Annotated in this window: 13 protein-coding genes; 4 read left to right on the top strand and 9 right to left on the bottom strand. The window is 48.0% G+C overall.

The window, feature by feature from the left end; translation table 11 throughout:
• Nucleotides 1–181 precede the first annotated feature (181 nt).
• The 3 genes from Q1B04_RS08400 (at nt 182) to Q1B04_RS08390 (ending at nt 2337) form a co-directional block, all read left to right on the top strand.
• Nucleotides 182–772, top strand: a complete 591-nt coding sequence (locus Q1B04_RS08400; RefSeq protein ID WP_299758002.1) for a PAS domain-containing protein — start codon at nt 182–184, stop codon at nt 770–772.
• 340 nt (nt 773–1112) lie between these two features.
• On the top strand, nt 1113–1715 hold the full coding sequence (locus tag Q1B04_RS08395) for a TetR/AcrR family transcriptional regulator (protein WP_299758000.1): 603 nt from the start codon (nt 1113–1115) through the stop codon (nt 1713–1715).
• An 88-nt stretch (nt 1716–1803) separates the two neighbouring features.
• Nucleotides 1804–2337 carry a YceI family protein gene (locus tag Q1B04_RS08390; protein WP_299757997.1) on the top strand — a complete coding sequence of 178 codons (534 nt, stop codon included), beginning with the start codon at nt 1804–1806 and terminating at the stop codon, nt 2335–2337.
• 133 nt (nt 2338–2470) lie between these two features.
• On the opposite strand, the gene Q1B04_RS08385 is transcribed toward Q1B04_RS08390, so the two are convergent.
• Nucleotides 2471–2773, bottom strand: coding sequence for a hypothetical protein (locus Q1B04_RS08385; RefSeq protein WP_299757995.1), 303 nt, complete (start codon nt 2771–2773; stop codon nt 2471–2473).
• 342 nt (nt 2774–3115) lie between these two features.
• Here Q1B04_RS08385 and Q1B04_RS08380 point away from each other — a divergent pair, with 342 nt between their 5' ends.
• Nucleotides 3116–4726 carry a T9SS type A sorting domain-containing protein gene (locus Q1B04_RS08380; RefSeq protein ID WP_299757993.1) on the top strand — a complete coding sequence of 537 codons (1611 nt, stop codon included), beginning with the start codon at nt 3116–3118 and terminating at the stop codon, nt 4724–4726.
• Nucleotides 4727–4834: 108 nt separating this feature from the next.
• Here Q1B04_RS08380 and Q1B04_RS08375 read toward each other — a convergent pair whose 3' ends face one another.
• From Q1B04_RS08375 to Q1B04_RS08340, 8 genes are all read right to left on the bottom strand, one after another.
• A complete protein-coding gene (locus Q1B04_RS08375; protein WP_299757991.1) occupies nt 4835–5290 on the bottom strand; it encodes a nuclear transport factor 2 family protein in 456 nt (151 codons plus the stop codon).
• Between the two features lie 96 nt (nt 5291–5386).
• A complete protein-coding gene (locus Q1B04_RS08370; protein ID WP_299757989.1) occupies nt 5387–5944 on the bottom strand; it encodes a glycine zipper domain-containing protein in 558 nt (185 codons plus the stop codon).
• 252 nt (nt 5945–6196) lie between these two features.
• Nucleotides 6197–6952: a class I SAM-dependent methyltransferase gene (locus Q1B04_RS08365; RefSeq protein WP_299757986.1), complete on the bottom strand. Its 756-nt coding sequence runs from the start codon at nt 6950–6952 to the stop codon at nt 6197–6199.
• Between the two features lie 5 nt (nt 6953–6957).
• A complete protein-coding gene (locus Q1B04_RS08360; RefSeq protein WP_299757984.1) occupies nt 6958–7413 on the bottom strand; it encodes a hypothetical protein in 456 nt (151 codons plus the stop codon).
• Nucleotides 7414–7619: 206 nt separating this feature from the next.
• Complete coding sequence (locus Q1B04_RS08355) at nt 7620–8825, bottom strand: hybrid sensor histidine kinase/response regulator (RefSeq protein WP_299757982.1); 1206 nt, start codon at nt 8823–8825, stop codon at nt 7620–7622.
• On the bottom strand, nt 8803–9387 hold the full coding sequence (locus Q1B04_RS08350) for a chemotaxis protein CheB (protein WP_299757980.1): 585 nt from the start codon (nt 9385–9387) through the stop codon (nt 8803–8805). Before Q1B04_RS08350 ends, Q1B04_RS08355 begins: the two co-directional genes overlap by 23 nt.
• Nucleotides 9387–10217: a protein-glutamate O-methyltransferase CheR gene (locus Q1B04_RS08345; protein ID WP_299757977.1), complete on the bottom strand. Its 831-nt coding sequence runs from the start codon at nt 10215–10217 to the stop codon at nt 9387–9389. Before Q1B04_RS08345 ends, Q1B04_RS08350 begins: the two co-directional genes overlap by 1 nt.
• A complete protein-coding gene (locus Q1B04_RS08340; RefSeq protein ID WP_299757975.1) occupies nt 10207–14262 on the bottom strand; it encodes a response regulator in 4056 nt (1351 codons plus the stop codon). The genes Q1B04_RS08345 and Q1B04_RS08340 overlap by 11 nt, the downstream gene beginning before the upstream one ends.
• Nucleotides 14263–14308: the final 46 nt, after the last annotated feature.

The raw sequence follows: 14308 nt of genomic DNA, 5'->3' as shown, positions 1-14308 counted from the left end.
CAGACATAACTAAACCGCAGCACGAAATTAAGTTTTAGTTTAAAAGCGGGTACTTGTGCCGAAAAGTACTTTGATATCAGCCATACTTAGTTTAAAATTGAGCTGCTACTTACTTTATCTGTCTTCTATAAAATTATCCGTGTTCAAACTACAGTTTTAAATTTTCCATTATTTTTGTAAGATGATCACTTTTGAAGAAACAAAGAAGCTGCTGAAGCATTCCACTTTTTATTATATTATCTCCACAAGCATGGAGGGCAAGTACACCTATGTAAACAACTGTTACAATAAGGCTTTCGAACACATTCATGGGTCTGTTATGGGGCAATCTTACGAGATTACCATGCACCCCGACGACACCAAAGTATGTGCGGAAGTAGCTGCCAAGTGCTTTGAAAACCCAGACAGTACTTTCCCGGCCACTATCCGAAAACATAACGGCAAAGGCGGTTATGTTATTACGCAGTGGGAATACAAAGCCATGTTTGACGCGCAAGGCAACCCGGCAGGCATCTTCTGCCTGGGCTACGACATTACAGCTTACACTGCTCACCACCAGGAACTCCAGAATGCAAAATCGCTTCTGAAAGAAATTTCCTTTTACCAATCGCATATAATCAGAAGGCCGCTAGCCAATATAATGGGCTTAACCAAGGTGCTGGAGCGAATGGATTTGGACCAGAACCTGCGAAACATCTGTGAGATGCTGCTGGAGAGCAGCCACCAATTAGACGCCGTTATAAGAGAAGCTGCTAAAAAGCAGAAGGCTTAACCTGCTCAATAGCTTCTTTCCAAAGTATAAAATCAAGATATCTGGCGATGTTGCCTTTAGCCTTAGCGGTAAATTTATATTGGTTTTTAATAAATTACCTGCAGATGCTTTGAAGCTAAAATATTAATTCCCAAATAATGGATTAAAGTATGTGGTGCTACAGGCTTGAGCCTATTAGAGTAAAATCCCCTGTTGCGGGGTTTCTGCACCTTGTTCCAACGCATCACATAGCCACCTACGGCAAGCACCAGAAAATTTACCAGGTCTTAAAGTTTTGTAAACTGATCCGGAACTTCTAACTTTGCTAACACTGTTAGGTAAAATAACAGAGCTACTATAAATGGGAATCGCAGAAAGAAAAAAACGTCATAAGGAAGAGATAAGAGCCTCTATACTGGAAGCTGCCTGGCAACTGGTGGTGCAGGACGGGTGGCAGGCGCTTTCTGTCCGTAAAATTGCTGAGGCCATAGAGTATAGCGTTCCTGTTATATATGACCACTTCGCTAACAAAGAGGCTATTCTGTTGGAGCTGACAAAGCAAGGTTTCCAGAAGCTGAATGCGTCTTTGGTAAAGGCACAGGACGGAGCTACTAGCCCGGAGGAGCAGATAGAGGCTATGGCTTACGCTTATTGGCATTTTGCCTTTGAGCAGGGCGCTTACTACCAGGTGATGTATGGTTTGGGTATCCCGTCGTGCGAAACCGTTAACCAAATTACCGAATTAAGTACTTTCAGCGAACTGATCTTACAGCCGATAAAGAAACTGATTGCGGCCGGCGAGCACCCGGAAACAGACCCGTTCCTGAAGCTGCACACTTTCTGGTCTATGTTACACGGGCTGGTCTCTATTAACATGATGGGCAGTGAGCAGCACAAGGAGGAGCTAAACCAAATGGTGCTCAAAGACTTTATCCGTGGCTTCGTCTCAGGTATGAAATCATAATTTTTTTGCCTTTATACCTAACACTGTTAGAATTTATAACATCAATAATAAGAATTAATATTTAATCAAAAACCGAAGTACAAATAGTATGGCAACTACAAAATGGTCATTAGACCTATCCCACAGCGAGCTAGGCTTTAAAATTAAGCACCTGATGATCTCTAACGTTACCGGCAAGTTTACCGAGTTCACTGCTGAGGCTGAAACAGAGGGCGACGACTTTACAAACGCAAAAGTGGTGGCAAACATTAACCCGGCTTCTATTAACACCAGCAACGAGCAGCGCGATGAGCACCTGCGCAACGCAGATTTCTTTGCCACAGAGTCTCACCCAAACATGACGTTTGTGTCTACGAAAGTGGAGCGCGTGGATGATGACACCTTTAACCTGTTCGGCGACCTGACTATAAAAGACACAACCAAGCCTGTAAAACTCTCTGTGGAGAACAACGGTATTGCCACTGACCCTTGGGGCAATGTAAAAGCAGGTTTCTCTATCAGCGGCAAGATTAACCGCAAAGACTGGGGCATTAACTACAACGCAGCCCTGGAAACAGGCGGCGTGATGCTGGGCGAAGAACTTAAAATACAAGGCGAGGTACAGCTTGTAAAGCAGGCTTAAAAACGCTTTTACTCCATTATACTAGTGAGGCTGTTCTGAACAAGGGCAGCCTCAACTATTTTTATACTTACACAGTTGAAGCGTGCCACTTTCCATCTGCAAGTATGGCTACGCCTGCTGCAGCACATGCCAACTACCCTCTTTCAATAACGATATACCTGGCCGAGAAGCCATTGCTTTTGTAGAGAACCTGCAGTGCCGTGATAAGCGATTGTATACCTGAGCCTTTGGAAGTATGGCTACTGAGCGGCTCCAGGTAATTTTTGTAGCCTTGCCCGCCAAGTCGGTCTACATAGTTTCTGGCTTCTTGCTCCTCTACCTCCTGCAGGTTCTTGGCCAATACTACACGCCGCATGTAGGGCAACGCAGCCTTCATGCTCTGGTAATCTGAAAAAGCGTACAGCCGGTAATAGGAGCTCAGTTTTATAGAGTTCATAGCTTCAAAGATAGCGCTGCCAGTATCAACTTCTAAAATTGCCGTGTCTCTTATCAGTTTTGAGTAGAAGTGCTGTACCTACAAAATGCCTCTTCTACCCTTCATCAAAACAGTCCCACTTTATAATTTAAAATATCACTAAAAAAATCCAAATCCATAACCTTATATAGCCATAAACGTTACTAAAATATTTATACATATATATTGTGTATAAATATTTTACCCCGCTAATAACGAACTATGCTTAATAAGTTTGTACTAATACTTTCATCCTGCTTACTTTTTATAACTTATAAAGCTAATGCACAATTCTCTTCTGTTACTGTACTAGATCCGGTACAAGTGTCTATTAACACGGGGGAGAAACCACAGTCTAAAGTATGGAAACATGACGGCAAATATTGGTCTGTGTTATCTGACAATACCGGCACTTACCTTTGGCGCCTGGATGACAAAGCATGGACAAAAGTGCTGCAGCTATCGGAGGAAACAAGCGTGCAAGCCGACTGCAAAACAATTGGTAACATAGCACATATCTTGCTTTTTAGAGGTACAGCATCAAAATTAGTTTCTGTAGAATACCTTCCTGCTACAAATACTTATGAGCTTTGGTCCGTAAGACCTGAAGCCGTAAATATAACACTCGACAGCGGCGTTGAGACAGCTACCCTTGAGGTTGACGGCACTGGCAGAATGTGGATTGCATCTGATGGCAATAGCAAAATATACGTAAGGTGGGGCGACTCGCCATACAGCATATGGAGCGCACCTTATGCTGTGGCAAGCAATATCAAAAACGACGATTTATGCGCTATTGTCGCCCTGCCAGGAAAAATAGGTGTATTATGGTCTAACCAGAACACCAAAAGGTTCGGGTTCAGAACCCATACTGATGGAGAGAGCCCTACTACTTGGCAAGTAGATGAAGTGCCAGCCTCTCAATCAGCCGACGACGTGCAAGGCGGCATGGCTGACGACCACCTGAACATGGCCGTGGCAGACGACGGAACCTTGTATTGCGCTGTTAAAACGAGTTTCGACACCAGTATACTACCTGCCATTGCTATGCTTGTGCGCCGCCCAAACGGCACTTGGGATGACCTGTATGAAGTAGCTAGTAGGGGAACCAGGCCTATTGCGATACTAAACCAGGAAGCCAACAAAGTTGTTATCGTGTATACTTCTTCAGACAGCGGCGGCGACATCCTGTACAATGAGTCCTCCACAACAAGTATAGCTTTTGGGAGTGCGCACGTGCTCTTGAAAGGCAAGTTTAATAACCCAACCAGCACTAAATCCAACTACAGCGATGATGCACTTATACTAGCCTCCACCACTAGCTCACCGGTATATGCAGTTGGTACACTTGCCTTGGACACCAGTACGCCTCTACCGGTAGAGCTGCTCAGTTTTACGGCCAAACGCACCAACGATAATGCTGTGCTGGAATGGGCAACAGCATCAGAAACTAACAACGGCTACTTTAGCATTGAGGTAAGCCTTGATGGAAAAAACTACAGCACCGTAGGCCTGGCAAAAGGAAAAGGCACTACCAGCCAAAAGAGCCATTATGCTTTTACAGATAACGGGATTTCGCGCTACGGAGCAGACAAACTATACTACAGGCTAAGGCAGGTTGATTTTTCCGGTGAATTCTCATTCAGCCATATAAATGTGGTATACCCTGGTGCGCTACCAGAGGCACTGGCAGTTCAGGCTTTCCCGAACCCGTTTGACGACATCCTGGAACTAGTCATTAGCTCGCAGGAGCAAAAGCAGGCCATACTTATACTTTACAATACCCAGGGCAAGGTTGTTTATTCTGATAAACTGGCGCTTTCAGTCGGCGAAAACCATGTTTACCTGCAACAGCTGCACGTGCCGCAAGGTGTATATTTCTTAAAAGTAAGCGCCAACGACCAGCAGCAAGTGCTGAAACTGGTACAGCATTAGGCTGCTATTTCTTTATGACTTTAGCCTGCTCTGTAAACTAAAAAGCCATGCAAATCTGCATGGCTTTTTAGTTAATCTTCAGTAGCTTTTGATGCTGCTAAATTGTGCTTAGTTCTTTAGCTGTACCGGAAGGCCCTCCAGTTGGGCATAGCTTAGCTTCCAATCGCCTTCAGTGTTTTTTTTCCAGAGAAGTATAAAGTTACCTTCTCCTATTCCGCGCAACTGCTCCTGCCCCGTCGGCAGCACATCAACCGAGAAAGTGCCTGCCTCGTAGGCCATTGTTCCGTCGGTGCCGGTGCTTACCACGTTGGTTTTTAAGTCGCTGATGGTGGTGTAGGTATCTTTTACCCACTTGTTGGCCACCTCGGTTTTTCCGGTAAAGTGTGTCTCGCCCTGAATAAACTGAACATCCTCGGCCAGGTAAGAGATCACCTTATCGGGATTGTCGCTGTTCCAGGCACTGATAAACTCCTGGTTCAGGCTTTGTACGTTTACCGCCTCTTCCTGCTGCGTGCAGGAACTGAGTGTAGCGGCAAAAAACAGGATATATAAATAGCGTTTCATAAGTCTGTTCGATTAAAGTTTGAAAACAAGTAAGTTTAGTGGCTGCCGCAAGCTAAGCCAAACAGGTTTATACTTGCGGCAGCTTAAGCTTTATACTTACCAGCTTTTTCTTCTTACTTCAGAAGTAGCATAGGCTGTAGACGGATTGCCGAAGGAAGGGTTAGGCAGATACCCCATACTGATGATAGGATTATATATTTCGCTCTCGCTGTAAGCAGCGTACGGCACTCCCACCTGGTTTTGTGCAACTAGTGCCTGCTTAGCGGGCGCAGCTTGTCTTCTTGCTGCTACCGGCTTGCTGGCCGATGTGCTTTTAGCAGCCACAGTTCTAGCGGTTCTGGCTTCTGCGGCGGCTCTGTTAGCGGCCGCTACCCGCTCTGCTTCTGCGGCTCTTTCCGCTTCCGCTGCTTTCTGTCTGTTATCTATGCCCTTGCCGATGGCATAGCCTGCGCCACCGCCAACCACGCCACCTACTACGCCTCCAACCACGCGGTTGCGCTTATGTATCACTGCACCTGCGGCTGCTCCTGTGGCTGCACCGATAACGGCACCTTTGGCTTGTGGGCTTATCTTTCTGTCTTGTGCTTCAGCTGAGGCACTCAGTAAGATCGATACTATAAAGACCATACTGAAAATGTAGTTTACCTTTTTCATAAAACGTGCTTTTAGATTTTACAAACTATCACGTAACGATGAAGGTAGATTTACAACATGCGTGCCAGATCAGTTTAGCTAGCTTGAGCAAAACATGCAAACAGCTATATATCAGCCAATTAAAAAATTAAAATATTTTACTGAAAGCTAAATTTAAGGAGCAAATCAGCTTGCACATGGTAGGGTTATACTTATTCTGCAGCCTTTTCAAACTTCGAGCGCTCCATCCAGGCGCGGGCGGTAGGGTTATACTTATTCTGCAGCCTTTTCAAACATCAGGAAATGCTGAATCGGCAGTACATCTTTTTGCTTGTAGAGCTTAAAACCGTTGGCATTTAGCTCCTTTGTTACCTGGCGGGCGCTCATCTTATGCAGCTCCTTTATTTGCACCTTGGGGTCTTCGGCGCGGTACTCCATCAGCACTAGCTTGCCATCAGGTTTCAGCGCCCGACGGATAGACTGCAGCATCTCCTTCGGGTATTCCAGTTCGTGGTAAACATCAACCATAAAGGCTAAATCCAGGGAGTTATCAGGTAGATTTATACTTTGGCTGCCGCCTTTCACTACTTCTACCTGGCTTAGGCCTAGCTCTTTTTTGCGGCTTTCAAGCGCTTCCAGGAAAGCATCCTGCACATCAATTGCGTATACTTTCCCCTCCGGCACGTTTGGGGCTATCCGGAAAGTATAGTAGCCATTGCCTGCGCCAATATCGGCCACTACACTGTTGGGACGCAATTCCATACTTGCTATGGCAAGGGATGTGTTTTCTTCCTGCGGCCTGGTATCCCGCTGAAGCCAGGCACCGCCAGCAGCGCTCATAATGCCTGCTATTTCGCGGCCCATGTATACTTTGCCAATGCCATCGCGGTCTGGCACTTTTGTGGAGTACTCCCCCGAGGCCTTCTGTTCCGGCTGCTGCGCCTGGCACGCGTTGCAGGCGCTCAGGCATAGCGCTATAAGCAGCAGGTTGAGCCAGTTTAGTTGTTTTGCACGGGCGAAGATTCTCATGGCTTTCAGGTTAATTTTTCCAGTCGCTGGGTTAGCTCTTCAATCAGTTCTTCGCTCCACCTGGCAGCCACCTCCTCATAATCCGACTTATCCCAGCGCTGCAGGTAAAACTTTTCGAGCCAGTTGGTATTTTTGTCCGGCCCCACGGTATAGCTGTTATACTCCAGTTTAAATATCAAGTCTTTGGCCAGGTCAAAAGTTTCTACGCCCGGTTTCTGAAAGCCTTCCAGCCTGAGCCTGAGCCCTACCTGCTGCACATTGCCGTTTTCTATACTTACCTCTGTGGCAGCGTCTGCCGCCGGGTCTTTTGTCCAGGTGTCTACCACGCGTTCTAAGCCAAAAGTATCAAATAAAGGCAGTACAGGCGTTATGTTCTGGTGGATCTGCTCTGCCAGTGCAGGCAAAACAGTATTATACAGGTGCTGTATAGATTGCTTATCGCGCGTGTTTTGTGCTTCCATAAGTATGGTTAACGAAAATGAAGAAAGGTTGATTTAACTTTGGCTGTACTTAGCCGAAGTATAGAAGTGGTTTGCAGCCGAAATCCGATTTTAGCCGGAAGCAGATCCGGTTTATACTTTAGCTGATAGAAGTTTATACTTCTGAGACTTTAAGAAGTATGAAATTGCTGCCCGCTGTTAAGCGACTAATGCTGCGGACACTAAATTTACTGCAGAAAAACTTTGAAAACAGTACCCTTGTCCAACTCGCTGTCAAACTCAATTTTCCCGTCGCAGTTCTCAATAATCCGCTTCACAATAGCCAAGCCGACTCCTGTGCCTTCCACGTGGGCATGCATTCGTTTAAACATGCCGAACACCTTCTGATGGTCTTCTTTTTTGAGGCCTAACCCGTTATCGCTCACAGTTAAAACCGTGTAATTGCCAGCTACAGAAGTGGTAATCGTGACTTCTGGTTTTCTATCCGGCGAGCTATACTTGACAGAGTTAGACACTAGGTTGTACAGGATGCTGCGCAGGTTTTTTTTGGAGAACACAATGCCTGGGGCACCCGAGAAATCGGCTTTCAACTTTGCGTCATACTTCTCAATCAGGTCCTTTATGTTTGCTTTTACGTCTTCCAGCACCTCCTCAAAATCGACACGTTCCGTTTCTACTGCTCCTTCCTCATACTTTAATTTCGCTACTTCCGTGAGGTCCATCAAGGTGTTTTTAAAGCGGCTGACAGCATTGTTGATCATAGCCATAATGGGCATGACCTCTTGCTGTTCCAGCCCCTTTTCCTGTATGGTTTCATCAAGCACAGTCATCAGCCCCTCGATGTTGTTGATTGGTGCTTTCAGGTCGTGGGAGGCTGTGTACACAAAGTTGTCCAGGTCCTTGTTTACTTTGGTAAGTTCCTTGGTGCGCTCCTGCACCCGCTCCTCCAGTTCCTGGTTCAGCGTCAGGGTTTGCTTGTTAACCTTCTCCATCTCCTTCTTCTGGAGGTAAAACTTCACGAACGTGGATACTTTGGCCTTTGTAATGTAGGGGTGCAGCGGCTTGAACAGGAAATCCACCGCACCGGCTTCAAACCCTTCTATCACGTGCGCATCCTGCTCATGTATGGCCGTGACGAAAATGATCGGTATATCCCGCGTTTTGGAGATATCGCGCAGATAGCGGGCCACTTCGTAGCCGTTCATGCCGGGCATCTGCACATCCAGCAAGATAAGCGCAAGCTCTTCCTGCAGGGCAATTTTCAGGGCTTCTTCGCCGGAGGTGGCAAAAAGGTATTCAACAGCTTCACCGTCCTTGGCCAGCAGGCTCTCCAGGCTCACCAGGTTTTCAGGCTTATCATCTACCAGCAGTATTTTTACTGGATACACATCAGGCGCTAAAACAGAAGGGTTAGTATGTTCGTCCAAGATCATGTAGGGTAAGTAAATATTGCTGGATGTGCGCTACACGCATTATCTTACAGGCAGGCGTGCTGTCTATGGCTGCCTGCGGCATGGTAGCGACTTCGGCTTCTGACGGGTTCTGCACAATGGCTTCGCCGCTGTTTTCAAAGATATACTTTAATCCCGAACTTCCATCCCTGCTGGCGCCACTTAGCAGTATTCCCACCGTATTTTCATTAAAAACATCGGCGGCACTGGTAAATGTCACGTCAATAGAAGGCCGAGAGTAGTTCTCCAGTTCTGAATCGTCGAGCGAGAAAGTATGGTCTTTTTCCAGCAGCACATGGTAATTGGCCGGAGCCAGGTATACATGGCCCGGCAGCAGCGGCTCCTTCTCCTCTACCTCCACCGCTTTTAGCTTGAGCTTTTTATCAAAAATCTCCGGCAGGCTGCCTTCCTCGTTGCGCAGGCGGTGCAGCACCAGTATAACAGGTATGCTATAGTTGGCAGGCAGCTCGCTCAGCACATTAATAGAAGCCTGTATGCCGCCCCAGGAGCCTCCAATTACGATAAGCTTATTTGACGCTGCCATCAGTTGGTTTTACGGTAGATGCGGTTGCTCTTATCCACAAAATTATAGCTGCCGTTGATGCCCGACATAGCCAGTGTTTCTTTTTTGCCCAGTGCCAGGTAACCCAAACTCACCAGACTTTCATCAAATAGGGTTAATACGCGCTCCTGCAGCTGCCTGTTAAAGTATATCAGTACGTTGCGGCATACGATCAGGTGAAACTCGTTGAAAGAGGTGTCTGTGGCCAGGTTATGCGGATAAAAAACCACGTTTTTCACCAGCGACGAGTTAAACTTTACGCTGCCATAGTTGCTGGTGTAGTAGCTCGAAAATTCGCGTTTGCCGCCTGCCGCGTAATAACTGGACGTATAGGCTGGCATGTTTGTCGCAGAAAATATCCCCTCCTTTGCCTGCCGCAGCACTTTCTGGTTTATATCAGTGGCGTAAATCTTGGTGCGGGACAGCAGCCCCTCCTCTTCCAGAAGTATGGCCAGCGAGAAAAGCTCCTCGCCTGTGGAGCAGCCGGCATCCCAGATCTTAATGTATGGGTATGTGGAAAGTATAGGCAGCACGTTCTGGCGCAGCGACAGGAAAAACGAGGTATCACGAAACATCTCCGTCACGTTCACGGTCACCTCCTGCAGGAAATTCTCAAAAAAGAAACTGTCTGAAAACAGCCTTGCGCGCAGCTCGTTTATACTTTGCAGGTGCTTTTGCCCCAGAAACCGCTTTACGCGCCGGTAAACTGAAGCCCTTGCGTAGCCACTGAAATCGTAACCGTACTGGCTATGGATCTCCTCAATTAACTTCTCTACCTCCTGCTCAAAAAGGGTCTCATCCTCAAGCCTCATACAACCAAACCCGCATTAAGGTCAGCAACTTATCTGTATCTACCGGCTTTGGTATGTAATCCGAAGCGCCTGCTTCTATACATTTCTCTCTGTCTTCTTTCATGGCTTTCGCGGTGAGGGCAATTATTGGAAGTTGCTTAAAACGTAAATCCGCCCTAATTCGTTTTGTTGCCTCAATACCGTCCATCTCCGGCATCATCACGTCCATCAGCACCATGTCTATGCCTGTTTCGGATTTCAGCTTCTCCAGGGCTTCCTTGCCGTCGTAGGCTACCAGTACCTGCAGGCCGTGCATCTCCAGTAAACTGCTCAGCGAGTAAATGTTGCGTACATCATCATCCACCACCAGCACTTTCTTGCCGCGCAGCACCTCCTCCGGCACATGCAGCTTCATCTTAAACTCATTGCCTTGCGGCAGCTTCTGGTTTACCTTGTGCAGGAACAGCTGTACTTCGTCCAGCAGGCGCAGGTACGAGTATTCGTTTTTAATGATGATGGTATTGGCAAACTCCTTCAGCTTCGCCTCCTCATCTTCGCTCAGGTCTTTGCCGGAGTAAATAATGATCGGGATATCGGAGAGGCCGGCTTTACTCTTGATCTTTTTCATCCAATCATAGCCCTTCATGCCCGGCAGGCCCAGGTCAAGTATAATGCAGTCTACTTTCTGCTTGGCCAGCACCTGCTCCGCCTCCTCTGCGGAGTAAGCAGAAGTTGACTTAAGCCCGTGCGCCAGCAGCAGTTCCGCCACCGCTTTGTTTTCTATTTCATTATCCTCCACAATCAGGATGTTTTCAATGGAAAGGCCGGACTTGCCCGCGATAGACGAGAAAGCTTTGTTCAGCATTTCAAGGGTTACGGGCTTAGGCAGGTACTCTTCATTTGCGGCGTGCTCCCCGATCACCTCCTTGTCGTAAGCCGACATTACGTGCACGTTCATGTGCCGCAACGATTTGTCTTCCCTGATCTGCTTGAGCACGTCCCAGCCCGTGGTGTCGGGCAGGTGCACGTCTAGCAGCATGGCATCGGGCTTCTCTTGCTGTGCCAGCAACAAGCCCTGGCGGCCCGTGTAAGCCTGGTGTACCTTAAAGTTCTTGGCAACGGCAAAATCGGCCAGTATATCGCTGAAGCCTTTATCGTCCTCCACGATCAGCACCGTAATATCCTCCTTGTCCTGGCGCTCTATGTTCATAAACATTTGCCCTACGCTCTTGCCTTTGCTCTCTGCCGGTGCCATGGCCGTTACCTGCGTGGTGTGTTGCTGCGCCCTGGCTGGCTCGGGTTGGTAAGCTGGTGCTGCTTGTTTGGCTTCTGCTGCAACAGGTATGCGCGGCAGGTATAGCGTAAAGGTACTGCCTTTGCCAGGCTCACTTTCCAGCATCAGTTCCCCGCCCAGCAGCGTGGCTAATTCTTTGCTGATGGTAAGCCCCAAGCCAGTGCCGCCATATTTGCGCGTGGTGGAGGTGTCGGCTTGCTGAAACGCCTCAAACACCATGTCCTGCTTCTCCTTTGGAATACCGATGCCGGTATCGCGCACAGAGAAGGCAAGTACGTCATTAGCCTCGCGCAGCTGCTCCGACCTGAATTTCGGCTTAGGATGCACAGGTGATACAGAGAACTCCACTTCCCCGCCTTCTTCGGTAAACTTGATGGCGTTGCCGATGAAGTTCTTCAGAATCTGCTCCACGCGGAAGCGGTCGGTCACGATGGTTGCTGAGCTGCCAGGGTTAATGCGCTCGCTAAAGCGTATTTTCTTTTTGGCCGCCATCTCCCGGAAAATCGGCTCCATAGAGATTTCTGCGACTTTCATCTCCTCTGTTTCCAGCCTCACCATACCTGATTCTATCTTAGACAAATCCAGAATCTCGTTGATAAGCTTAAGCAGATCGTTGCCGGACTTATGTATGATATTAGCATGGTCTGTCTGCTTGGGTGACAGGGTATTCTCCACATTATCGGCCAGCAGCCTGGAAAGTATAAGTATACTATTGAGCGGGGTGCGCAGCTCATGGCTCATGTTGGCCAGGAAATCGCTTTTATACTTGCTCACTGTTTCCACCTGCTGTATTTTCAGCTCGATGGCCTCGCGGGCATCTTCCAGTGCTTTGTTTTTGGCGCCGAGCGCTTCGTACTGCTCCTCCAGCAACTGCGCCTTCTCTTCCAGTTCTGCGTTTTTCTCCTGCAGCTCCTCCTGGTTTACACGCAGCTCCTCTTCCGATGCCTTCAGCTCGGCGTTCAGCTGGCGCAGCTCCTCCTGCTGCGTCTCCAGTTCCTCGGCTTGGTTTTGCGTTTCGTACAGCAGTTCCTGCGTTTGCAGATGCGCTTTTAAAGTATGAATCACGACAGAAACCCGCTCCGATACCGATCCGAACAGGCGGTGATGCAAGTCGGTGTACGGCTTTCTGGAGGCAAGCTCTAAAGCTCCGATAATGGTGTTGGCAAAGTATAACGGGATGATTATTACCGAAGCCGGATCAATGTCTGAAAGGCCGGTTTTGATTTTGAGGTATTCTTCCGGCACTCCCTCCAGTTGCTTCACCTTCTGCTCGCTTACAGCCTGGCCCACTTTACCGGCACCTATGGCAAAAGACGGCAGCTGCTCCAGGCTATAGGATACGCCATAGCTGGCTACAGGCGCAAGCTGTCCGTTATTGCCGTGCAGATACAGAATACCAGCTTCGGAGCCAGTATAATCGCAGAGGAAAGAGACAGCTTTTTCAGACACTTTTTCCAGGGATGTTTCGCCGCTTACCTGGCTGTTCAGCTCCGCCACGCCGGTAAGCACCCAGCTGCGGTCAGCGTTTTCTGTAGTAAAGGTCCGGAGGTTGTCTTTCATGTCGCGGATGGCGTGGCTCAGCATATCTTCGTTGCTCTGCACCTCCACTTCCACATCATACTTGCCCTCGCCAATGGCCTGCGCTACTTTAGAAAGCGATACGTTTTTATCGAGTACGCCCCTGAAAGATTTGGCTACACTTCCGATCTCGTCATTGCTGTTTATGTCTATCACAACTTCGGTTGCACCCAGTTTTATACGGTCTGCTGCGGTTTTGAGCTTTGTGAGGGAGGAGGCAATTATGTTGATGATGTATACTGACAGCACCACTGTAAGGCCAAGTATAAGCACAAAGGCGGTAAGCAGCACAGCCAGGTACTGCTGCTTTCGGTTGATACGGTTGTTTACATCCTGCTCTATACGCTCAATCAGTGCCCTCTCCGCACTTCTGTACTGCTCTATGCTGGTGGTAAACTGGTTGAAAATGGTGGACGGATCCAGCGCGGCCATATTCAGTTGTGGGTCCGACTCTATGGCCTGCAGCACCGCCGCTACTTTTTTATGATTGTCAGAAGTACTGATCTGCTGTACTTCGTTGAGCGCCTGCTGGCTGGCAAACCGGCTGTAATTATCGAGCGCTCTGTTGTAGGCGGCCATCTGGGAGCTGATGTTCGCGTAGTCATTATAGCTAAAAGCCCCATCATCAATCACCCTCATCAGCAGGCTTCTGATTCTTCCAAGTTGTATTTTGGCTTCAGCCAGGTTTCGGAAGCTTAAGAGCTGCTTGCTCAGATCTGTATTGCTGGTACCTGCGGCGTTGTCATCAATTCTATCCAGCAGGCTAAAAATCAAGCTAGTGGAGTATGCTCTGAACGCTAGGGCATCAAAGTTTCGGCTGTCCAGATTGTTTCTATACTTCTGCTGCTCATCTAGTAACGATAGTTCGGGCAGGCTTCTGCCTGTGTTCTGCAAAAATTCTTCCAGGCTTCGCTCTGCTGCGTCCGTACTTCTTCGCTGCGCTATCGCCTCTACCAGCATGGTGCTGTCACCTCCGGCGGCGGCTAGTATGCGGGCTCTTTCTTGCTGAAAGGCGTGTAGCAGAGTCGAGATTTTTTCTGACTCCTCTAGCTGTAGCGCTTCCTGCTGAAGGTTTTCATGTTCTTCAAACTCAAGCTGAACAGTTGTAACAACAAAGTAGAAAAGGGGAATTAGCAACAGAGACAGCAGCAGAATCAGCTTATCCCGGATCTTTAAATTTCTTATAGTGTTCATCTAACGCGCGTAAGTTTCAGTAATAAGATTACTCAACCTGCAAGTT

This window comes from uncultured Pontibacter sp. (assembly GCF_947495565.1).
In the GTDB taxonomy this organism is placed as follows: Bacteria; Bacteroidota; Bacteroidia; order Cytophagales; family Hymenobacteraceae; genus Pontibacter.
Note: the sequence above shows the minus strand (reverse complement) of the source record. Positions and strands in the feature narration are given on the sequence as shown.

Excerpts from the sequence above, each read along its gene's own strand:
- Q1B04_RS08400 (WP_299758002.1), top strand. The coding sequence starts at position 182 with ATGATCACTTTTGAAGAAACAAAGAAGCTGCTGAAGCATTCCACTTTT.
- Q1B04_RS08395 (WP_299758000.1), top strand. The coding sequence starts at position 1,113 with ATGGGAATCGCAGAAAGAAAAAAACGTCATAAGGAAGAGATAAGAGCC.
- Q1B04_RS08390 (WP_299757997.1), top strand. The coding sequence starts at position 1,804 with ATGGCAACTACAAAATGGTCATTAGACCTATCCCACAGCGAGCTAGGC.
- Q1B04_RS08385 (WP_299757995.1), bottom strand. The coding sequence starts at position 2,773 with ATGAACTCTATAAAACTGAGCTCCTATTACCGGCTGTACGCTTTTTCA.
- Q1B04_RS08375 (WP_299757991.1), bottom strand. The coding sequence starts at position 5,290 with ATGAAACGCTATTTATATATCCTGTTTTTTGCCGCTACACTCAGTTCC.
- Q1B04_RS08370 (WP_299757989.1), bottom strand. The coding sequence starts at position 5,944 with ATGAAAAAGGTAAACTACATTTTCAGTATGGTCTTTATAGTATCGATC.
- Q1B04_RS08365 (WP_299757986.1), bottom strand. The coding sequence starts at position 6,952 with ATGAGAATCTTCGCCCGTGCAAAACAACTAAACTGGCTCAACCTGCTG.
- Q1B04_RS08360 (WP_299757984.1), bottom strand. The coding sequence starts at position 7,413 with ATGGAAGCACAAAACACGCGCGATAAGCAATCTATACAGCACCTGTAT.
- Q1B04_RS08355 (WP_299757982.1), bottom strand. The coding sequence starts at position 8,825 with ATGATCTTGGACGAACATACTAACCCTTCTGTTTTAGCGCCTGATGTG.
- Q1B04_RS08350 (WP_299757980.1), bottom strand. The coding sequence starts at position 9,387 with ATGGCAGCGTCAAATAAGCTTATCGTAATTGGAGGCTCCTGGGGCGGC.
- Q1B04_RS08345 (WP_299757977.1), bottom strand. The coding sequence starts at position 10,217 with ATGAGGCTTGAGGATGAGACCCTTTTTGAGCAGGAGGTAGAGAAGTTA.
- Q1B04_RS08340 (WP_299757975.1), bottom strand. The coding sequence starts at position 14,262 with ATGAACACTATAAGAAATTTAAAGATCCGGGATAAGCTGATTCTGCTG.